At 64.6% G+C, this 23,217-nt stretch carries 5 protein-coding genes (1 of these 5 only partly in view); 4 read left to right on the top strand and 1 reads right to left on the bottom strand.

Annotated elements, in window-relative coordinates; translation table 11 throughout:
- The first annotated feature begins 684 nt into the window (after positions 1-684).
- Both ACQPZ2_RS24605 and ACQPZ2_RS24600 read left to right on the top strand, forming a co-directional pair.
- On the top strand, positions 685-1,293 hold the full coding sequence (locus ACQPZ2_RS24605) for a dihydrofolate reductase family protein (protein ID WP_433520612.1): 609 nt from the start codon (positions 685-687) through the stop codon (positions 1,291-1,293).
- Between the two features lie 316 nt (positions 1,294-1,609).
- Positions 1,610-2,134 (top strand): hypothetical protein, encoded by a 525-nt coding sequence (locus ACQPZ2_RS24600; protein WP_433520611.1) that lies wholly within the window; start codon positions 1,610-1,612, stop codon positions 2,132-2,134.
- Positions 2,135-2,362: 228 nt separating this feature from the next.
- Here ACQPZ2_RS24600 and ACQPZ2_RS24595 read toward each other — a convergent pair whose 3' ends face one another.
- Positions 2,363-3,127, bottom strand: coding sequence for a hypothetical protein (locus tag ACQPZ2_RS24595; RefSeq protein ID WP_433520610.1), 765 nt, complete (start codon positions 3,125-3,127; stop codon positions 2,363-2,365).
- A gap of 600 nt (positions 3,128-3,727) precedes the next feature.
- On the opposite strand from ACQPZ2_RS24595, the gene ACQPZ2_RS24590 reads away from it, so the two are divergent.
- Positions 3,728-4,354, top strand: a complete 627-nt coding sequence (locus ACQPZ2_RS24590) for a hypothetical protein (protein ID WP_433520609.1) — start codon at positions 3,728-3,730, stop codon at positions 4,352-4,354.
- Positions 4,355-4,363: 9 nt separating this feature from the next.
- Positions 4,364-23,217 carry the 5' portion of a GTP cyclohydrolase II RibA gene (gene ribA / locus ACQPZ2_RS24585; protein WP_433520608.1) on the top strand. The gene runs 14,923 nt beyond the window's last position, so the window shows 18,854 of its 33,777 coding nt (coding positions 1-18,854); its start codon is at positions 4,364-4,366; its stop codon lies beyond the right edge, outside the window.

Below are 23,217 nucleotides of genomic sequence, written 5' to 3'. Positions count from 1 at the left end.
ATCGTGTCGATGGGGCTGGTGGGCAGTGTGATGCCGCCCTCGATCGCGGGTGATAGCCCACGACCAGCGCGCTTCCCGCCATTGATGTCGCCGCTCGATGCTCAGGTGGATTCTCGCGAGACCCTCCACGACGCAGTTGAGCGACGCGCGAAGTTTGCTGGCGCAAGCCGGGACTCGAACGTGGGCCGCGCCGAGTGAAAGCACCTTACATAACACCACGCGGCATGTCGGCGTTCGGAGCCGATGCATGTCGCCGTTGATACTTCCCGCCTGTGCCGACTCGCGGTGCTGTCGATTTCGGGAAGACTGTGCCTCCCCTCTTCAACTTATATCGGACCGGGGGGCTTGCCGCAAGGCCCGGGTTGTACCGCAGAATGTCGGTTCGCTGGGAGTGGTGCCCGGCAAAACAGTCGAAAGCAACGTCTATCCAAAGGAATTCCATGCGGATCCACGCACGTTTGCGCATCAGCGCCCGCGCCTGCGCGACAAAACCCAGTGGCTGGCCGCCGCAGGTAGCGGATCCGGTCCACGCTATCGCTATCGCTATCGCGTCAGTCGCACACCGCGGCCGCAGTGTGGTGAGTGGTTTTGCCGGTAGCGGCATTCATGAATTCGGATCGTCGGACGGCGGTGGGCTCGTGCTGGGCCGTCCCAGCGTGGCATGAAACAAGAGGAGGCTCGGGAATGAGTATCGTGACCGCAAATTTGGCAATTTCTCTGGACGGCTTTACTGCTGGTCCTGGGCAAGACGCCGACCATCCGTTCGGTGTGGGCGCAGATGCTTTGACAGCATGGATGTTCGAAACTGGCCAGCCAGGACGGGAACAGGACGGAAAACTGCTGAACGACCTGCATGCCGGAACCGGTGCGCACATCATGGGCCGCAACATGTTCGGTCCCGGCCGAGGCGAATGGGACTTGGACTGGACGGGATGGTGGGGTCCTGAGCCGCCTTACCACGCACCGGTATTCGTGCTCACGCATTACCCGCGCGCTTCGTTGACGATGCAGGGTGGTACCACATTCACCTTCGTCGACGACGGCATCGAGTCTGCGCTCGAACAGGCACGAGCCATCGCCGGTGGCAAGAATGTCGAGATCGCCGGTGGAGCCGCAGCCGTCCGGCAATACCTCGTAGCTGGACTACTCGATGAGCTGGTCCTGCACCTGGTGCCCACCGTGCTCGGCGGTGGTGAGCGGCTCCTCGATGGCGTAGACGGCGTCGAACTCGAGCCGGTGGAAGTCATCGCTTCCCCCACCGTTACTCACCTGCGGTACCGCGTGCACCCCTGACCCGCACCGAGGCAGCTGCTGAACAGACGCAGAGGACCGCCCGGCCAGCGACTACCGGGCCGGTTCTTGCGATAGTCGCGAAAGGTGATAGGCCGCAACCTTTCCTGATCAGGATGCGGAGTGGTGCGGCAGTTGCTGACGGGCGAGTGCGACTGAGTGGCTGCACGGATTCTGCCGAACCCGCATCCTGTCCTACGGCGACGGGTGACGGGCGACGGCAAGAGATTGCTAAGCCGCCCTGAGTCACGACCTCGATGGAATAGTCCGCACAGCAGCTGAGTTGAAAACCGGTGTCGGCGGTAGGCTGAGGCACGCCATGGAGATCTGCCCACCCACCACGGTAGAGGACGACATCGAGGGCGTTCCGTTCATCGGCATCTTGAATGAACACTCCGACCGAGTCCGCATCAGCCACGACTGCTCGTTCGACCTCCAGCTGCCGGGCCAAGGCGCGGCCTCATCCCGCCAGGTGATCGGGCCGGAAAGTAGCCCGGCGGCGGTCCAGACAGGCCTGCGACGTTTGCGGGAATTGTCAGCGCGGCTCGAGCACGGGCCGTGGTGGCGGTTTTTGCTGTGGTTGTCGGAGTCCGGTGAGACCGAGTTCGGCTACGACTACGGCGACGAGCCGTTCCCGGACGGCCAGCTGTTCGCGCCGGAGATCTACCGTTCGGACTTGGAAGCCTATCCGCGGCAACGACTTCCGGTTTGGTTTGCCGCATATGTCGGTCACGGCGACCGGCAGACGCGTGGTCCGCGGTCGGCGGTGACCGCGGTGCGTGCTGGTGGAGCCGATGGGTGCGGCCGCAGGAGATGTCGAATCAGCTGCCGTATCTGCCGGTGATGTGGGCCAGATGGGCGGTGTTGTCGGCAGCGTTCGCTGCGGTCGGGTCCGCGAAGGCTGCCGTCGTTGGGCTGGTTCGAGAGTTCCGGGCGGGCCGGGTCGACGCTGTACGTGCTCTCGGGGGCGCGTGCGGTGCTGTCGGGCGGAATATGGAGTCCGCCGGAGCTGGACGCCGTGTACAACGAGAACGCGCCGATGCTGCCTGCCGCCATCCACGTCGCGGAAATATCAACCAATGACTCCAAAACCAGTGGTGGCGGGCCAACCGACCGCCGCCACCACTTCGAAACACGCCCTAGTGGCCGGAGCGAAGGCATCGACGAGACCGAGCGAGTTGACGCAGTTGGGTGTATAGGCACCCGATGGTTTGTCACTACCTATCCGGGCATGCTTGTTGCAATTCATTCGGACTGAAGGGGTGTGCGTCGATCGCGATGGGTCGATTGGCAACTGCTGTATGTCCGAAGGCTTGCGTTCGAGGCCGACGATGACGTTTGTGCGAGTGGTGCGGTGTGAGATCGCGATCTGGCGCCTTATCTCCTCTGCCGTCGGCGCCGGTGTCGTAGGTCTTTCGACGTATGGAGGAAGTAGTTTGTCGCGTTCGTCCGCCGGGGACGTTTGTTGTGCGTTGGAGGAGTCGGTGTGAGCGATGAGGTTCGGCTGGATCCCGAGATGCTGCGGCAGGACAGCGCCCAGTTGACCGAACTGAGCGCCCAAGTCAGTCGTATCTACACCCGGTTGCGGCATGGCGCGCACGATGCGGACGGTTGCTGGGGCGATGACGATCTCGGCGTGGCCTTCGCCAGGGACTTCACTCCTCATCTCGATCAGTTGCTGGCCGGTATCCAAGCAATGGAGCAAAACATGCGCGCGACGGGCGAGCAAGTCGCGAACGCCGCCCACGACTTCCGATCCCAGGATCTCGATGCCGCGGATCGAATCCGCCGGACGGCCGACGAACCATTGACCTTCGACAACGGAGCGCAGATGCAACCGAGCTCCATATCCGCGCAGAGCATGGAGCCGGACCTCGAGCGGAAGCATGAGAACTTGCCTGCTGCAACCGTTTCTGCCCCGGCGGCTGCGGACGTTGTAGCGCGGCCACCATCTGTTTCCGATCAAGCTGCACAGTCGAGGTCCGAACCACTACCGGTGAAGCCCGCTGGACCGGCTGTGGCGCAGGAAGGCCCACAGACAGCGGATCGTCGGATACAGCAACCCGATCGGCCGAGTAGTACAAATCGACCGAGTAGTACAAAGCCTGCCTGGGATCCGAATCGCCGGTCCCGGCCCGCGGAGGTGTCGCCGCCGCCCCTTGGACGGGATGTGCCTCGTACCCCGCTCAATGTCGGCTCCGGCGCGACACCCGCGCGAAATCCGAGATCTGGCACCGTTGCGAACCGGGGAGTGCCGTGGGCTGGACCACCCGCGCGGGTGCCTCGCGGGTCCGCGTCCAGTGACCAGGTTCCGACGAGCCCTCGATCCGATGTCCCGCCTCGTTCGCCTCGAGCGGGCCAGCAGCGTAACCCTGCTCAGCGACACGACAAAGAACGGCCGACCGGCGAACGGCGGGCGTCGCCGGTTCTTGTCTGGTTGGCTCGGAGGCTGGCCGACCGGCATGGGGTCGTAGTCGTCGGCTTCGACCTGCCAGACCTGCAGGAAACGCCGGTACGCCAGTTCGCGGCGGCGGTGGATCGAGTGCTCACCGACTACCCGATGATCGAACTCGAGGTCGTCTCGGTGGCCGAGCTGGACGACAACGCCACCGCCCAGTGGCGGCGGGAACGGCATGACTCCGCCATCGCTCGGTCGATCACCCTCGACCAGCGGGTCGCCCGTACACCGGATAGAGGCACCGAAACAACAGTAGCCGGAACCGGTTTCGACGAGCCGACGGTCTACGTGGCGACGGTGCGCGAACTCGGTCTGGCACTGAACGACGCTGGAAACGATGTAGCCCGTTCCACCGCCCAGCGCACCCTTATCACCGAGTACTTCCGGCGGGTGGCGGGGCAATACACAACACTGGCCGAGCTACTGGGTGGGTATCGGCGTTGGCGTGCGGAGCTGTCCGGCGCCACCGGCGAGCACGGTGGCTTCGACATGCGCCGTGCGTTGGGTGCGGCATTCGCTGAAGTTGTACTGCTCGGTGAGCAGGCGAGTGCGCCTGCGAAAGCGTTGTACGGTGCACTGGTCGACGCGGTAGCCCTGTCGGGTTAGGTGGCGCGAGTGAGGGAATTGGAATCGTCGAATCCCGTTGTGGCAGTGCGGGAAACGTTCGAGAGCTTGCCCGAGTTCGTGCGGCGGCCGATCGAGATGGTGGTGTTCGGCGGCGATCTGCCGAGGGCTGATATCTCCCGGATGCGGCAGTTCGCCGCAGAACTGCGGGAGGAAGCCACGGCTTTGGCTGAGCACGCCCAGGATGTGGGGATCGTCGGGACACGGCAGGATTCGGTCGGTGTGTTCGGCGACCGATTGCGTGCAGCATTGCGCTCGCACCAAGACGGCGCGGGCACACTGAGCCAGCAGGCTCTGACGTTGGCGGACCAGATCGGTGGTGCGGCCAATGACGCGGAGAAGACGTTGTGTGTGATGTTCGCGTTCGGTATCGAGTTGGGTTACCGCGTCATCGTGATGGTGCAGGCTGCTTGTGCTGCGGGTCCGGCAGCGCAGGTGGCGGCGGGGCCGGCGGTGCAGGCGGCGTTGACCGAGGGGCGGGCTGAGGTCGAGCTCATGCGTGCCGGGCTGAAGGAGACCTTTGGTCTGCTCGCGGCGAATACGATGGCCCGATTGTCGGCGTTGGGGCCGGTAAGGTTCGCGATGACGGCGGGGCGAGCGGCGCTGTTGCCCGTGGCTGTGGACGGCGGCGTGCAATTGCTGCAGGCCGCGGCCGGATACCGGAATCTGTCTCCGATCGGGGCTGATCGTGCGAACCCGATGGGGATGGACCTGACCTCGATCCTTGTTGCGGGGGTGTCGGGCGCGGGTGGTGCAGTGGGTGGCGCGCTCGCTGCCCGGTTCGCACCGGCGGCGATTCCCCAGATGCAGACCAGTAGAACGCTGGCCGGACTGGTGCACGGGATCGCGGGTGCGGGTGCGGGTCTGGGCGCGGCGGCGATGATTACCGGCTGGCCGCAGGGCTTCGACCATATCCTGGCGCCGCTACTCAACGGCGCATTCGCCGGGACCGTTCATGCCCAACCCGGCGTGCACTCCAGGCCTGGTCCTGATGCGGGCCTTGTGCCCGACGGTAACGCGGCGTTCACCCGGACTGATCTCCCCCTGGCCAAGCCCCCGGTGAAGATCACCGTGGAGTCGAGGCAAGCGTGGGAGACCGCGCGACAGGCATGGACCGGTGCACCGGACACGGCACCGACCCATAGCGTGACGCCACCGGTCGAGGTGGCCCCGGACTCTGTGCTGGTGTCTGCCGGCTCGGTAACGCAGGCAGTCGCCAGCCCGGAAACCGCGGCGCCGCAGCCGGTTTCCGGGCAGGTAACCGGCGACGGGCACGGAATGTCCACCGAACAGGCCCACATCTTGGGGAAGGTTCTTGATGCGCGCAACGCGCTGCTGAATGCACCGGCATCGACGCACCCGATATCGGGCACCGAGACCAGCGGGGCCGGACCCATCGAGGCGCCGCAGCGCCGAGACTCCGCCGAACACACGCCTGCACCCCGGTCGCCGCAAGGTGGGGCCGGTGTGCGTCCACACCCGCCGACGGCCGATACCGCAGCGCACCATCCGACAGACGCCACGACGAGTCGGGCAAACGAAGCCGTCCCACCGGGGGCGGTCACCGGTATGGAAACAACTGTGCCGCAATCGATTTCGATCGAACCTTCCGGGCACGAGGCTGCCGCTCCGGTCACGCAGCAGACAGTGGCCGGGCAACAAACCGGCGGTAACGAGTCCGGCAACGTTGCCGACCACAGCCCGCCACGGGTGGCGGTCGGCGCGGAAACGGCTGAGCCACCGAAGGTTCCAGTGGCCACCGACGAGCACGCAGTCGGCCCGGAAACTGTCGGTACGGACGGCGCAGGTCCGGCCGCCGAAGAGCAAGGCTCCGCCGCGGGGCACGACACGACAGCGGGGGAGTCAACGCAGCGGGTTGCCGCTGATGACATCGGTGCCGAAACGACAGGTGGCGCCGGACGGGAAGCGGCATCTGCTGATGATGCGGGCGTGCATGCTCCCAGTTCTCGCGATCGTGCTGAGGACGTGCTGGCCGATTTTCATGCGCGCTCGGGCGATCATGTCCCGGAGGCGCTGAGGTTGTCGAATCTTGCGGACGAGGTGTTGCAGGCGGGGTTGTTCCACGATGACGCGCACGAATCGCTGATCGCGGGAATGGAGATCATCAGACGGCAGACGGCCGATACGGCACCAGGTGGGATGGTGTTGCGTGGGCCGCAGCTGGAGGGTGGGTTCGAGATGGACCGGCGGCCGGCGGAGTTGAAACCGGGGCAGGGCAAGACGTTGATGTTCATGTCGTATTCGCTGCAGCAGGCGGTGCGTCACGGGTCGGCGTTGCTGGTGACGACCGCGGACGGTTTGGCATACCGGGAGTTCGTCGGATATCGGAAAGTGTTGAGCGGCTACGGGATCGACGTGTTGCGGGCTGATCCGGAGACCGGGTTCGGTCAGGTGACGCCTGGGCGTCCCACGATCGTGGTGGCCACCGGTGAGACCGTCGGGCATCTGTGCAATGCGGGTCATCTGCCGCCGAGGCGGGTGGTGATCGATGAGATGGATGCGATCATCGACCGTGGGGAGAAGACTTTCATTCGCTCCGAGATGGCCGCGCATGCGTCCGAGGCGACCGCGCGGGAGGTGTTCGCGGCGCATGACTTCCTGGCCGAGGCTTTGGCGCCGTCACCCGAGACGGCCGTGTCGGCTGATGGATTGAGGGGGCTGTCGCATGAGGATTTCGGTCTGACCAGGTTGGCTGAAGAGGTCGATGTGGAACTGCCCGACGGAACTTTCGGGGTCGGGACCGAGTATTGGTATGAAGGCCGGGTCGAACTGACCCCTGCAGGCCGCGAGCGTGTCGAAGCATTGCCGGGTGGGTCGCGGTGGTTGGAGGGCATGGGTTCCTCCCGGCTCGAGGTAGCCGCGGCCGCTGAGTTCACGGTCCGTAACAAGACTCATTATGTGATGGACAAGGGCAAGATTGTCATCATCGATCAGGCTGAGCATGGCCTGCAACGTAATCCGAAGACCTCGAGTGAATCACGGTGGAGCGCCGAGCCGGGCAAGGCGAGCCTGGCGCAGGCGGTGGAGGCGAGGGAGATCCGGACAGCGGAGTCGATCGGGGTGAGTGCGGGGTCGCACGGGATCGTGGTGCGTGCCGATCCCGACTCGGCGAAGTCCATCACCGCAGCCGAGATCTATGGTACTGACCGGTTTTTCGATCATGTGACCGGTGCGTCGGGCACCTTGACCGACCTCGGTGACGTCCTCCAGAGCGTGTACGGGCTCGAGGCACCGCACGCGATCGATCCGTTGAAACCGTCGCGGTTGCTGGAGGGCCAGCCCGACATACACGTGGATATCCGGGCAAAGCTGAATGCGATCGCCGGATACGCCCACGAGATGCGGGCCGACGGGCAGGGGCGTTTCCAGCTGATCCTGTGTGATCGCAATGATCTGGTGGACAAGCAGGTTCTGGCGTTGCGGCGGGCAGGGGTGCCGCGTGAGGCGATCGAGGCGGTCGACGCCGATCGGATGAAGAAGTGGGACGACCCGGAAGCCGAGCTGCAGAAGGTGTTCGACGCCGCCGGTGGCCAGGGCAAAATCTTGGTGATCAACCGCCAAGGCCAGCGGGGCGTAGATATTTCGGTGTCTGATGCGGTGCGGGCCAAAGGCGGCATGCATGTGTGGACGACCGAGATTCCTGAGCAGGCCTACATTTATAAGCAATCCACGAACCGCACCGCTCGCAACGGCGACCCCGGTACCGCGCAGGCGATGATGTCGCCGCAGGACAGCCTGATCCGTAACGCCATGCACCTGGACGGGGTTCGCGAGGCGGTGGTCCGCTACGAGCAGGCAGTTGCCGATCATCGTGCCGATCCCACCACTGCGACCCACGACGCCGTCATCGAGTCGAGCGACAAACTCGTCTCACTCGTGCCGATGCTGCAACAGCATGCTCATGAGCAGGCCACCGCCGCGTTCATCAGCCGATACGCTCCGATAGCTGGCGAGCAAGCCGCCGCCCGCCAGCCGTCGTTCTCACCCCATGCAGGCATCAGCGAACCGAATCAGCTCGTCGACCGGCTTGCTGGAATGCTGGAAGAACCGGCTCCGAGTGCCGCTGCGGCCGCAGCGGCCGATCACGACGCCCCGGACTCGGCCGAGACCCACATCGCGGGCACCGACGATGCACTGCCGAACTACCCGCAGTTCGAGTCCGCCACGGTGGAAGCGCTGTGGCAGCAGCTGGCCTCGTCACCCATGCCCGGCGTTCCCTACACGTTCGGCACCGTGCCATATACGTTCAGCCTGGAGACGCAGACACTCGATCAGCTCGTCGCACGCCGTGATGCGCTTGCCGCGCAGCTGGATTGGCGTGGTGACCGGATCGAGGGCGTCGAAGGTATGCGCGATGTCGCGATTGCGCTGACCGGTGCCCAGCGTGATCTCGCCGACGCGATCGGTGTGTTGCCCGCGGAGATCACCCCGGCTGTGGCACAGCGGATTCTCGCTGAAACAGTCGCCGAGCACCTGTCCGGTCTCGACACCGCCGACCACTCGGGCGCCGCGGCCGCCGCTGACGACGCGGCCGTCGCTGATCCGACCGGTCCGGCCGCGCGGGTCGACGCCATGGCTGTCTACTATCTGGCCACCGCGGCCCTGCTCGATCTGGTCACCGAGATCCACCGACGCACACCCAACAGCTGCGTCAACAACGGCGTCGCCGTCATGCGGGTGCTCTGCCCGAAGAACAAGGATCGGTTCGTGATGCCGCCGGGCGGCCTCCCGCTGGCGGGCCACGACAGGGGCGCGATCAGGAGGTCGTTCGCTGGTGTAAAGCCAAGGCAATTCGACTCGTTGGACGACGCAGTCGACTCCTTGAAGCAGCGTTCCGGCGGCATCCAGGTCTTGGTCTACACCTGGAAGCACACCGAGGCAGACGCCGCCGGCGACCATCTAGTTCTGTTGGTCAACGACAGCCAGCCCGGTGAACAACCGAACCTGGTCGTAGTAGACCTCGCGGTAGACGTGAACGGTAACTTCGACTTCGACCCACACGACCTTATCGATCGACGCGCCCTGCTCGACAAAGCCGTCGCACTCGACATATGGAAGAGCCGCCAGCAGAAATTCATCGACGGGCTGCCGGAGTCCCAGCGCGTCTTCTTGTCCATCGACTTCGACCGAGACGGCGAACTCGTCCCCGTCCACGACCTACATACCGACGTGTCTGCGGAGCGGATCCAGGAGATCGACGAGATCGGCGAGGCGGTGTTGTCGACAGCTATGCCGGCGCGGGTCGGCAGTCGGCCACCCGACGATCAAGCCGGTGCCACCACACCAGCGCTGCCGGACTCGACGGCTCGACCCACGACCTCGGTCGCTGACCTCAGAAGGTCACTGCGCGAACGCATCCCTGCTGATGGCGAGGTGATCTACGTCGGTGCCGAGAACGACAACGGCTCCGCCGGATACGAAGTGCGACGTTTCACGGCACCCACCGGCAAGGCCATCTCCGTGCTCACCATCCGTATGTATATCGCGGACGGTGGCGCGGCGACCAGAACCGGACAGCTCGTTCTCGCCCACACGAACCTCGCCGCGGACCTGATCCTCAACCGAGGTGACGAGCTGCTGAGCGGTGATCAACTGCTGGTCGATGTGGTCACCACCGACGATCCCACCGCAGCCCAGCTGAGTATCATCGTCGATCAGACGGCGAACCCGGATACGTGGCATCCGCAGGACACCGTGCCGACCTTGGCGCAGCGGCTGCGCGTCCAGCTCGGCCTCGACCCCGGCACCGGGTCGACGCTGGAACCCGCGGACCTGCGGCGCATCAGCAACGACATCGCCCGCGCCAACACCGGATCGTCATTGCGTGGCTTGCCTGGGACCCGACGCTTCGGTCGCACCGCATTGCGTGCCGCGGCCGATTCGGCCGGCCAGGACGCGGTAGAGGACTCGTTGCGGGACGGTAATCGGTTCCTGGTCGGCGCGGATCCGCGAGACAACGCGTACGGCACCTTGATCAACGCCGGGAACGAGCGCGGCCGCCGGAACAACTGCATTGACGCGGGACTGGCGGGGATCGCGTCCTTCTACGGCGACCCGCAAGCTGCGCTGCCCCTGCACATCGAGGACGGCGACGATGTAGCCGTCGGTGAGCTGCAGGGTGTTGGCCGGGCCCAGCGTTTCCTGGGCGAAATCTTCACCAAGGTCAAAGGCCGCACGATCGAAGCGCAATTCGACGCGCTCCATGACCGCATCGATGACCTGGGCGAACTCGCCTCGGCACTGATCCACATAAAGTTCACCCCAAGTAGCGGCACGCATGTGCTGCTGGTGGTGTATCCACGCGGTGCGCACGGACCGGTGTGGTGGGACCCTCAATCAGGCAACACCTGGGACGAACCGCCGTCGCACCTTGTCGATGTCGCTCGCGAGATGTCATTCATCATCCGCGAGCCGTCCCCTGAGGAATCGGAGTCTGGCACTCGCGATACCGCCCCGCACCGCACCGGTGAACTGGTCGAGCGGGAGGGGACCGGGTCAGGTTCCACCGCATCTGGACAGACACCGTGGAACGATCGAGCTCGGTCCACGCCGACCGAACCCGACGCGGAGGCACACCACAACGGGCATGGCACCGAGCTCGAGGAACCTGGCGGGGGGATCAGTCGTCGCCCGCACGCAGGAGCGGGATGGCGTTCAGCAGAGTCATCGCATCCGGCGCTCGAAGCAAGACTCGCGAGCCTCGGAGATGCCGTGAGAAACGTTGTGGTGGTGGGTAGTTCGGCGATGGCCGCCACTTTCCCCGGTAGGGCGCGACCGCCGCACGATACCGATATCTCGGTCCCGGAAGGCATGCTGGGCCATCTGAGGGAACAAGGGTGGTACGAACGGCGATTCTCAGACGGGTTCGTCCTTGTCACCAACGGTGAGATCGAGGCCGCCGTCGGGTGGACCGGTATTTCCCACGAGGATCTTGCTGCTCGCGGATGGCGAACGGACAGCGGCATCCAGGTCGCCGGCCTGTCCGATGTCACCGCCGCGAAATGGCGACGGGGACTGGGGAAGGACATGACCGACCTGGACTGGATACGGTCGACGCTACTCGATCCGCAACGACCGCCACTGCCGGAGCATGTGCTCGAGCGTCTGATCCGGAAGATTCAGAAGACCCTGCCGGACTGGGTGCTCGAGCATCCGTATGCTCCGGTGGCCGTGCGGCTTGCCGCTGACGGCATGTATGCCATCAACGCGATGTATGGCGATCCTGATATCGGAGTCATACTGCAGATTGTCGGCGAGCTGGAAAAGCCCGAATTCTTGGTGCCCGCCTCATACCACAATGGGCACGGTCTGGAAGAAGGTTTGCGGGGGCTGCGACGTCACATGGACAATATCGGAGCGGGTGCACTCGAACGCCTGCTCGCCGTGGCGGCTGATCTCAACAGTGATTTGAAATTCGGTGGCGGCCGGATGGCGGATAACCCAGAAGCCTATGACGAGCTGGTATCCGCCAAAATCCTGGAGCGCCGAGCGCTCGCTCTTGCTCCAGAGGCACGAGAGGAAGCGCGGATACTATTCGAGGCAGTCGTGAATACCTCGTTCAGCCAAGCCACTGGGGAACAGAAAGGACGTTTTCATCCGAATCCGATTGTGCGAGCAGTATGCGGTATCGACCTGCAACATCTTTCGGAGTATGACGGGCTGGACGCAGCCCGTTCGTTGGCTCCCGAAGATATGGCTTCCCGCCGCACAGCCCGGTTCTACTCGCAGATACTCAGCCGGGCGTTGCGGCAAGTATCAGCCAGACTCGTCACACTCGAAGATGCGTCTCTTTTTCTGCACGAGCATCGCAACCTGCACCCCATCATGGAAGACGGTGCCCGGTCCGAGTTCAGCCTTGGGCAGGCGCTCGGCACCTTCTACCTCGGTAACGCAAAGTTCACGCGCCTGGGATACCAGTATCCGATCGGGTGGACGCTGGGTGATGACCGGGTCCGCGCGTTGCACGCCGAGGAGTCCGCACGCATCGGCGAGAAGCTGTTCGCCAAACGATGGACACCACACAACGCCGACGAGGCGATAGCCGATCACACCGAAATCCTCCGCCGCCGGGCCCTTCATCTGGCGCATTCCGCACCTGTCGTTGCTGGTTTCACGCCGTCCGACACCAAAAAAGCGGTGGAAGCGACACGGGAAGGCACCGGCCGGGCATCGCTCACACCGACACCGTGGAGCCGTCGAGAGGACAGCACGTCAAACCCAGCACTGTCGGCCGACCCTGCGGCCGGCGGTTCGCCCGAGTCGCCGGCAGCTGCCTCTACTACTACGTCCGACACTGAACATGGGGGAGCGGACACTGACCGGCAGCAAGAAGATCCGTCGCGAACCGGTGCTGTCGACCGTGTGAATCCGTTGCTTGTGCGAACCGGTCCGTTCGGTTCGCCGCGGCTCGATCGTGTCGAGGTCGCGGATATGGTTCCGGCGGCCAACCATGCGGTGGAGTTGTGGCGGGCCGATATTGCTCAGATTTTGGAGATGATCCGGAATCCGGAGCGGTGGAGCTTCGATGAGATCTTCGAAAGCTATCTGCGGGCTGGGGCTGAGGTTCGTCGGGTGTGGTTGCCTGTGCGGGCCATCGTGCAGTCGGATCCCTATGGTTTGCCGGGTATTTCGGAGGCGTGGCAGGAGGTGTCGAGGATTGTTGCGGTGGCCAGGTTCGAGATTCAGTCGAATGGAGAGCTTGGTGCGTGGGTTGCGGAGTCGTACCGGAATCGTGCGGTCTTGACTGTTGATCCCCGGAAGCGTGCGTTGCTGGAGCGGGTGTACAACGATTTCCGTGCGGCTGGCTCGGAACTTTCGAGCGAGGACCGAGCGAGGATCGCGTCGATTGATTCGAGGATCGAAGAGCTTCAGGTTCGTTTGCAGGCGAACAAGACCGAGGCGCTCGCCGCGACGGTGGTCGAGATCAGTGAACGCGAGTTGGGTGGTTTGTCCGTCGATGATCCCGGTGTTATCAGAACGGGCCCGACCAGTTATCGTCTTCAGCTCGATACGAATATGACCGGTAGTGGCCAGTCATGGTTGTCGCGGTTGGACAGCAGTGCTGCGCGGGAGCGTGTTTATAGGGCTTCGACGGAATTGTGTCGTGGTGGGGAGTATGACAATACGGATGCCGCCCTCGAGTTGGTCGCATTGCGTGCCGTGCGTGCTGAACTGCTGGGTTTCCCGAATTATAGTGCGTTTATCGCGGATCAGGAACCGGTAACTCCCGATGTGGCCGCAGCAGTCCTGAAGAAGTTGACACCGCACCTGGCGGTTGCGGTTCGTGACGCTCTTGGGGAGGCGGCCGAGGTGGTTGGTCGTGATCATCTCGAACCGTGGGATGTCACCTATGCGCTGGAAGCTGTTGCGGTGAACAGCTCGGGAATCGATCACCGGGCGTTGGCGCCGTATCTGGAGCTGGAACGGGTGCTGAAGAAGGGTGTCTTCGGTCTGTCTGAGCGGCTGTTCGGATTGGAGTTCGTCGAACGTGACGACATACGGGCTCATCATGCCGATATTCGGGTTTTCGAGGTGCGGGACTCGGCGGGCAATCCGGCCGGGCTCATATATTTCGATCCTTATCAGAGGCCGGGTAAAGAGGGTGGTGGAGCTATTACACCGGTCTTGGATAAAGCTGATGCATTGGGTCAGCTCCCGGTATCGCTTGTTTTCACGAGCATCGAGAAGCCGCAGGATGATGCTGTCACTCTGCTGCCGTGGGCTATGGTCGTCTCCGTTTTTCATGAGTTCGGTCACGCGCTCAACGATCTTCTGGGAGAAGGCGCTAACGAGGTTTCGGGCCGGCGGATACCGCGTACCTGGACCGAGTTTCCTGGAATGCTTGCCGAGAGATTTGCATCTCTGTTCCTGTCTGAATTTGCAGTCCATTATCAAACCGGCAAACCGATCCCGGCTGAGATGGTAGACAGAATCGTTGGGTCACATAACGAAGGCCGGCTGTTCGTGCAATCGGAATGGCTGGTGCGTGGTCTTTTGGATATGGCATGGCATGAGCTGACGTCGGGCCGGATACCGTCGGGTATCGATCTGCTATCTGCAGTGAAGAATTTTGAGGATGCTGTTCTGTCGGCCGCTGGCCTGGATCTCCCGGCGCTGCTCGATTCCTGCCCGCTGCAGACCTTCGGACATCTGTTCACGGACTATCCCGGCGCAATGTACACGTACGCGTGGAACGAGATCCTGGCTGAGATCGCGGGGAGGGAGCTCGAGCGTGTGGTGGCGGAATACGGCGGTCTTACTCGTGAGGTAGGTGAGTGGCTGACCGAGAATATATTTCGCCATCAGGAACTGTTGCTTGATCAGGTGATCGCGAACTTCCTGAATCCCGACACCGATCTGCGGCCTTTCCTCGAGGCCAGAGGACTACTCGGATCACCGGACCGCAGCCCCGCACAGGACGTGCTCGACGGTCGCGTCGGAGCCCGGCCGGGTGATCACGCCGAAAGCAACATCGAGGCGGCCGGCTGGGCTGCCGATGTCGCCAGGTTGGCGCGGGACATGACCGATGGCGACCTGCTGGCGGCAGCGGTGTACCAGGATCGTCTGGCCGAGGTTCGGGTGCGGCATGGTGACATGACGGTCTTGCGCACCGTCGCCACCGCCCGGCGTGCCGCGCAGGAGCGGTTCGAGAGGCTGTCCGCTGAGCTGGACCAGGCGGCCGATGGGTGGGGAGCGCAGGCCGATCGGCTCACCGCGGATTCGAGCTACCTTGTGCGATGGTTGGGCGCATTCGATACCAAGGCACTGGAACTGGCCGACGCGACATTGGCGGCCTGGCGCCGTGCTGCTGAGCCACGAGTGCGCGGAGATTGGGATCGGCCCGACGGCCGCGAGCGGCTCCGCGCGTTTCTGAACCGGCATAACGGTGGGCCGCAGTCGGTCCTGCGGGTCGTTACCTTTTTCCAGCAGGGACTCCGCGCCCTGGAACCTGCGCAATGGCAGCGGGTCGTCCGGGGGGCCGCGGGTGGTGCGCTGTCTCGTTTGCCTGTGTGGTTTATGCAGTCGATCGTCGGCCCGGATACAGCAGTGACTCTGGCCGGTGTCCTGGACGTGCCGGATTCCGACATCGAGCGGGCCCCGGCACATGAGTGGATCGCTGACGTGGTGCCGGAGTGGAGCCTGCTGGGAGAGGCGATCGGTCGAACGTCCGAACCGGGGCGCCTGATCGAGCTGGTGACCGATTATCTCGAACTCGCCCGGTTGATTGAGATCCCGTCGCTTCTGGACCGAGAAAGGAGACTGCTCACTCTCCTCTCCGAGATGGAGAACGAACTCAGGCTCGCTCCAACTGCTGCGGGTGAAGCCGTCGAGCCCGAGCTCGTGAAGTTGTCGCGCCGCCTGGATCGCCTCGCGAGGGTGCGCGGGCTGCGCGACCGTTGGCTGGAACTTGCCGGTGAGGAACCTGCTGATGCGAGCTTCGCCATGCCTCGCTTGCGACGCGAATTGGCAGAACTGACAACGGGTGTCACTGCGGATCTGCGTAACGCGGGGATGCTCCCGTCCGGTGTCCGCCTCACCCGCAGCCGAATTCGGAAAGTGATATACGACTACAACTTCGAGCGGTGGGACGATGTGCCAGGAGCAGACAGTGTCGCCACTCCGGCTGTGGGCCGGGACCTGCCCACACGTGCCGCGCGGTATCGCAGGCTCGGCGAGCTAGTGGAATACATCGGCGTGTGCCAGCGATCGGAATCGGCGATCGATGAACGGTTGCGGATGTTGCACAACATTCGCGAAACGCTGAGCGCGGAATATGCGCCGATGGAACAGAATTCACGCCGCTGGGTGCCGGCCGGTGAACCGCGCGAGTTCCGGCCGGAGCAGCCGGACACGTTGCGGGAGTGGGGCGAGCGGATCACGGAAGCGGCCGGCGAACGCCGATATCTGTTCGAGGTGGCGGTGCGGCGGGCTCGCCGGGTGGGTGTGCCTAACCCGGAGCGGTTGAGTCCACGGGAGCTGGCTCGCGAGGTGGACGAACTCGTCCAGTGGGCGCACGGCTTCCAGGCCGCGACACGGTATTCGCCGGTAGCCGAGCCCGAGCAGGAGCTGTCGGAACGTGTCGCTGCCGCCGGTGACATCATCCGTCGCGACCTCGAGTTGTTCGATCACGGGCTCGTCGCGGAGCGCGCCACGCGCGCCATGGCGGCCACTGCCGTCGCGCGAGAACTGCTGACGCAGAACGTGATCGAGGCCAAGGGTGGGCGTTGGCTGGCGCCTCAGGTGGCGGTCGTCGAGGCGGACGGTGCCCCGCCCGAGGTCTACGCTGCCGGATCGGTCGCGGCGCTGGATCGTGTGCTGGACGCGGTCGCCCCTCACGTTCGCGCCGAGCTTTCGGAGCGGGGAGCGCGTTTCCACTACACCGAGGTGGCGGTCGACGAGCAGGGTCGGGCCTTCCTGCGTGACATTCGGAGGGACGTCGAACCTGGAGTGGCAGAGGATATTCCGGACGCCGGTGCGGTCCGCGAGACTGCTGTACCGACGTCCGCTGATTCGACGCCGGATACCGCGACGGACGAGGAATGGGCCGCGGCGCACGCGGCCATCGAAGATCAGCTCGAGGCCTGGCGGCTCGAAGGGACCGTGGGCGAGCCGATCAACGACTATGTTGCGTTCTTGCCATCGGGCGACGGGGGCCGGCTGGTAGTCGCCGCGCCGGCGGGCCTGCACCGCCGGGTGCTGCTGGACGTGGTGATAGCGGATGCGAGATTCGTTGCGGCGCGGTGGCATCCACGGTTCGATCGGCAGTACCTGCAGGTGACACCGGGTGCCGAGGGGCTGGAGGTGAGCGAGGTCTCCGCCCGCATCGCCGAAGGTGAATACCGGGAGCCGACCGACGCCGAAGTCGAGGGCATCCTGCTCGACGAGTACCTGCGGTTCCGTCGGCTCGGTTTGATCTCCGAGACCTTCCGCGACTGGGTCGGTCAGCTGGGCAAAGACGTTTTCTACCGAAAGGCCGAAGCGCGCAGATCGCGCGCTACCCGACACGTCGTGGTCGCCGGCCAACTCAAGCGAGACGGTACGTTGCAGGCGTTCGGCTACGCGGCCGAAAAGAATGCGGCCGACAAGAATTCGGGCATGATCACCGATCTTCCGCATCCGGCGGCAGTGCTGATCCGGACCGTCACCCGTCAGATCGCCCTGCCTGCCGAGTCGACCTCCGTTGAAGCGGGCCGCGTCGTCCTCCGTGGTGAGGTCGATCTCGGTGTGCTGAAACCGGTGGTCGAGATCGTCCTCGACGGTCTGCTCTGGCGCGTGGCGCCACCACGTGGGCTCGGCGATGCGGGCGACGTCCTGAACGGATGGCTACAGGGCATGTCGGATCGCGATCCCGACCGGCTGCTGCGGCGGATCGAGGAGGCGGCGGTCGCGGGCGAAGTGCCCGATACGACGCAGGTGAGTCCATCGGCCCAGCCGCGTCATTTCTGGGAGCTCTCCGTAACAACAGCTTCCGAACAGATCACGGTCGACCTCAGTCGTGCCGACGACGGCTGGTCGGCTGTGTCGACAGCGCCGCCCGGGCATCAGGGTGCGTTCGAGCTGATCGTCGAACCCGACCTGCCGCCGCTGGTGTGGCGGGTGACAGCACAGGTACGCGAGGGGATCAGCGATGCAGCGCTGCACGAACCCGTCGATTTCGACTTCACGTTGTCCCCCGAGGATGTGCGCCGATACGACGATCTCGTCCGGGACGCCGACGCTGCCGCGGACCGGCTGGATGTGTGGCACCAGGCCGGCGAGGCGATGGCCGTTCGCCTCGGCCTAGCCGACCACGACGCCCCCGAACAAGAAACTGTCGAGGCGTTGTGGGACCGGGTGCGTGACGAGCGGGCAAGGCTGGCCGACGACCGCGGTATCGATCCCGCAGAGATAGCATCGGTCCCGTTGTCGGACCAGGGTTTCCGCGCTCGGCGTGACGAGATCGCGCGCCGCGAAGCCGATCTGCGCGAGTATGCCGACCTGGCCGCCCAGCGTGCTGCAGCGGCAGTTGAGTTCTCCGATACGCAGCGCCGTCGCGACAGCTTCCTGACCGGTCGGGCCGTCGCCGCCGATCTGCGGGAGCGCGGAGCGGGGCACACGGTGAGCGAAGGGATCGGATATGTCCCGGGCCGGGCGGGCGGCGGTCTGCTGCTGGTAGCCGCGCCGCCGGGCGGCCATCTGTCGAGCCTGCTGTGGCTGGCCGCCGAGCGCTCCGAATTCGCCGACGCACTGTGGCGAGACGGGCTGCGCAAGCACTACCTGGAGGTGACCGTAGGTACGGACGGCCGCGTCGAGGTCCGCACGGTATCGGCTGCCGAGGCCGAGGGGCACCGTCGCCAGCAGTCCGGCACCGAGATCCTGGCGCACCTGTTCGACCACTACCTGAGTTTCCGAGCGGCTGGTGCCACCCCGCTCGCCTTCCGCCGCTGGCTCGGTCAGCTCGCGATCGAGGATCCGCTCCGTGATCTCGAGCGGCTGGCGTGGCTGGGCCACCAGATGGTGCGGGCGGAACCCTCGATCGCCCGGACACATCCCGCATACGTGTTGCATCGGCTGTGGACTCGGCAAGTGCCGCCCTTGCCCGCCCCTGCGCCCGAACTGCCGCAACGACCGGATATCGTTCTGACACAGGCGGATCTGGGCGAGGGCATGGCGGTGGAACTCCCGCTCGAACACGTCGATGGGATGTGGCGCATCGCACCGGACCGCGGTTCCGAGATCGGAGCTGTGCTGGTACGGCACTTCCCGAATTTGTGCGCCACCTCCACCGATGCGCTGGTGCAACGACTCGGGGATTTCCTGCGTGATGACAACACGTGGCATACATCCACTGTGCGCGAGCTGTTGACCATGGCAGAGGCATGTCTGCCCGTGGCGGCTCTCGCCGCGATGGAGGGGCCCGGCCGGCCTCGGATCGATATTCCCGCCGACGTCGTGGGTCGTGTTCCGGCCGCCGGCTTCTACGGCGATGAGATCTCCCGTTGGGCGCACGCGAACTGGCGCCGGAACGGATTCCGGGACGCTGCCGCGATCGTGGCGCACGTGCGGAGAAGCGGCGGAACCATCCTGGGCGCAGTGGATTACGGGCACAGTGGTGCGCACGCGTTCACCGTGCTGCGTGAGCGCGGTGTGACCGTCGTTGTGGAGCAGGTCGCCCGCCTCGATGCCGATGGCGTGGTACACACCTCGCGAACGGTCGTGCGCGGTGAGATCGCGGTGGACGCGTGGGTGGCCGAGCTGACCCGCAACGCGGGCAAGGATGCCACGTACTACGGCATAGCGTTCAAATCCGATGGGACGCCGGAGCTTCCGCTGCTGCCCGGTCAGGAGCCCACCGGCCGCCGGGGACGCGATTTCCCTGTTCGGCCGCTGCGCGGGCGTCCCCCCGAGCGAGGACCGCCCGAAGACGGCGGGGAGCTGTTGCCCGAGGTTCCCGCGCGGAATCTCGATGAGGCCCTGGGACAGCGGGTTGAGGCCGCGGATCGGCTGCGGGCGGTGACGGCTCGGCTGGGTATGGCGTCGTTCGAGCCGGACGTCGCGGCGCTCGAGGCGGCGAGCGAGCGGATGCGGCGTGCGCGTGAGACGTTGGCCGGGTTGCTCGAGGTCGATCCGGCGGAGTTGGCGGATCGGCGATTCCTGAGGGAGTCGGTCGTGCGATTGCAGGCTCATCTGCGATCGCTCGATGACGCCGGCTGGGCGCGGGCGGCCGAGATCGCTGCGTCGGCCCTGCGGGTGTGGGTCGTCGATGCGATGCGTTTGGAGAACGACGCGCAGGAGGCGTTCGCTCGCGCCATCGAGGGGGACAAGACGTTGGCCGCGTCGCTGCCTGCCCGGCAGGCTGCGGAGAAATCCCGGCTCATCGAGTGGACTGGCGCGCCGGAGCGGGACGAGCGCCCGCCTGTGTCCGAGGCCGGTCCGTTTGCCGAACTGCAGCGATTGGCGGGCGTAGCCGGAATCGTTACCGCACGCCTGGTGACCGGCATCGTCGAGTACCTCGAAACAGCAGTGCTGGCAGACGATGTCGCGGTATGCGTGCAACTCGACCGACTGATCAGCGATTACCACGACCGCATCGAATCGGCCGCCGAGACGCCTGGAGCACGTGTCGCGGATCCGGCGACTCCAGTGCACGAACGGCTGACAGCAGCCGGGTCTGCGGATCCGGCTGCCCACACGGGGCACCTGAAGTCGACGACAACCGCCGGACTGACACCGTGGTCTCTGAACCGCGATCGGATCGGAGTGTCTGCGACGTGGACCGGGGTCGGCCCGTTACGCAGCGAACATTTCCCGCCTCCTGGGCGGCGGATGGAAACCAACGATCCGGAAACCAATGCGGCGCTGTGGATATCTTCGCTGTGGATGGCCGATGTGGCCAACCGGGCACTGAACCGGCTCCGCGAGCAGTGGAATGCAGCGGACACTCCTGAGGTGCAGCGTCAGCTGGTATCGGAGCTGTACTTCTGGATATCGAATGAGCGGTACCTGCACCAGGTCTGGGCGGTCGAGCGCGACCCGAATGCGATGGGTATCGATGGAAAAAGGGATCCCGGATACTACCGGACCCGGTTCACTCGCGGCATAGCAGATACCGAGTACTACGGCGACCTGCGCTGGTTGCGCGCCGGGGTAAAGCGTGATACAGAGAACGGTAACTGGCGCGGTGGCATTGGAACACAGGCATTTTGGACGACAACCGCCATCGGACGCATTCTCCGTAATAGGATAGCCAACGAAGGGGAAGACGTTGGCGCGCACGTCAGTTTTCTGCAAAATGTAGTCGAACTCCCTGACGGTACCCGCGTCGATGGAAATTGCGTGCACCGGCTAGAGAACGGCATGTTTGTTATCAAGACCGCGTCGGCTGAGGATCAGCAGCTGATATTCGATGCGGCGATGCCGGAGGTTGCGATTGTCATTTCGCAGCGCTCACCAGATACAGTGCTCCAGACTATACGACGTTTCGCCAACGTAGTATACCTACTCTTTCAAGCGCCGTTGATTATTCGAGGCAGCGATGCAACTACATGGATTTTCGCTGCCACCGCGATAACCATGGCGCTCGATCGTCCGGTGCGATTGCCGCACGATCTCGATTCGCAGGCCAAGTCGCGTAGTCAGTCGGACTTCAACGGGTGGTTCACCGATGTCCTGGTCCGCGGGCTGCGCGCGTCCGGCACGGTACCCGAGACTTTTCGGCGGCCGCCGATCGACCCGCGCAGTGTCGAACTCTTCAATCGAGGAGTGGCGGCATTGCGTGAGCGGCGAACCGTGACCGAGCTGCCGCCCGCATCCGATATCGAGCAGTGGGTTGCCGGAGCAGACCTGGGTTTTCTCGCTGGGCCGTATGCAGTAGTCGATGCGCTTACCCGAGCGTCCCACAATCCATTGGCGGAAGCCGGGATGGCTGTCGTCCACAGCCCGGAGTGGCAGGCGAGCCACAGCAGCCTAAAACAGGCGATAGCGGCTAGGCTCCGATCGATTGCGCGCTTCACGGACCCGGATTTCAGTCTGGCATACCCAGACAATGTGTTCGGCAACGAGTGGGATATCAGTCCCGATCTCTTCGACAGCGACAGTCGGGATATTCGCCGCGACAACGCAAAGATGTTGCGAAGAATCGCCCACAGGTTGGAAACCGATCCTCGGTACACCTTGCCCGCCGCCAGCCAGGAAGCACAGGATCATGCGTTTCAGATGCATACGAAGTACGCCGGTTTCCGCGGACAGCAGGTAATCAGGCTGGGCACGGCGCCCTGGAGCTTGAATTCCATCGCAGAAGAACTCGTGCGCCGATTGCCGGAGGATGTCGGGCCGGATATGGCGCGAGAGGTGATCGACGCAGTGATACGGGTAGTCGAAATTATTGCTCCGACACCTGCGAAATCTGACGCGGCGATCGTCCTGAGTCTGCGCGAGGCGGTGAATGGTCAGCTGCGACTGCGTGTCCAACTGGATTACAATGCTCGCGGCGCGGCGCCGAGTCCAGCGACGTTGAACCTCGCCATGGCTGGCACCAACTGCAGTTTCCGTATCGAAGAATCGCACCCGGTCTCCGTTACTGAGCCGTATTCGCGCCATCGAGTCGTCCTCGATCTTTCCGGCCCGATCGCCGACGCTGATCGGGCCCGGCCCGAGGTCTCCACTCGTCTTGCGAGTCCGGTGCCGGTACCTATCACCGTGGGTGCCGAAGCCGGGGCAGTGCGCCGGGCGCGTTCTATGGTCAGGGGCGAGCTGAGTGATCCGGAGTCCGTTGAGCGATATGCGCCGATCGTCGGCGAGTTGATCAACCGTTGCGGCGTATCGGACGTACAGATACGCAGCGAGCAGCGAGATACGTCGGCAGACACCGCTCGGACGAGCCCGGATACGCCGCGACCGACACCGTGGACCCCCTCGTCCATGCCCCCGTCGTCGAGCACCAACATGCCACAGGTCGTGGCCGTCGCCACGGAGGCGGAGGGGCCCGTCTCGCGCCGTGATGCCCTTGTTGCGCAACGTCCCGAGGCGCGCCACACCACATTTCTCGCCGGACAATTCCAGACTCCGGAATTGGTGATGAACAGTAACGATCTCGCGCGCCTCGCGGGGCTGGGGATCTATGCGCTGTGGCAGGCGCATATCGGTGATCGTGGGTCGGCGAAACTCCGTAGTCGATGGCCGCGGGCTGGTACCGCGGCGGCTGGCCGCAGGGTGCTGTTGGAGCTGTATGCGTGGGTGTCGGAGCAGCGCTATCTGCACGCGGTCCGGATGTCTGACCGTAAGAACGGGTCGGCGACCGGCGATATGCACCCGGCGGTAGCTCGTCGTGATCGCATCGGTGTCGA

This window comes from Nocardia pseudovaccinii (assembly GCF_050942345.1).
Classification (GTDB): Bacteria; Actinomycetota; Actinomycetes; order Mycobacteriales; family Mycobacteriaceae; genus Nocardia; species Nocardia pseudovaccinii.
Note: the sequence above shows the minus strand (reverse complement) of the source record. Positions and strands in the feature narration are given on the sequence as shown.

Excerpts from the sequence above, each read along its gene's own strand:
- ACQPZ2_RS24600 (WP_433520611.1), top strand. The coding sequence starts at position 1,610 with ATGGAGATCTGCCCACCCACCACGGTAGAGGACGACATCGAGGGCGTT.
- ACQPZ2_RS24605 (WP_433520612.1), top strand. The coding sequence starts at position 685 with ATGAGTATCGTGACCGCAAATTTGGCAATTTCTCTGGACGGCTTTACT.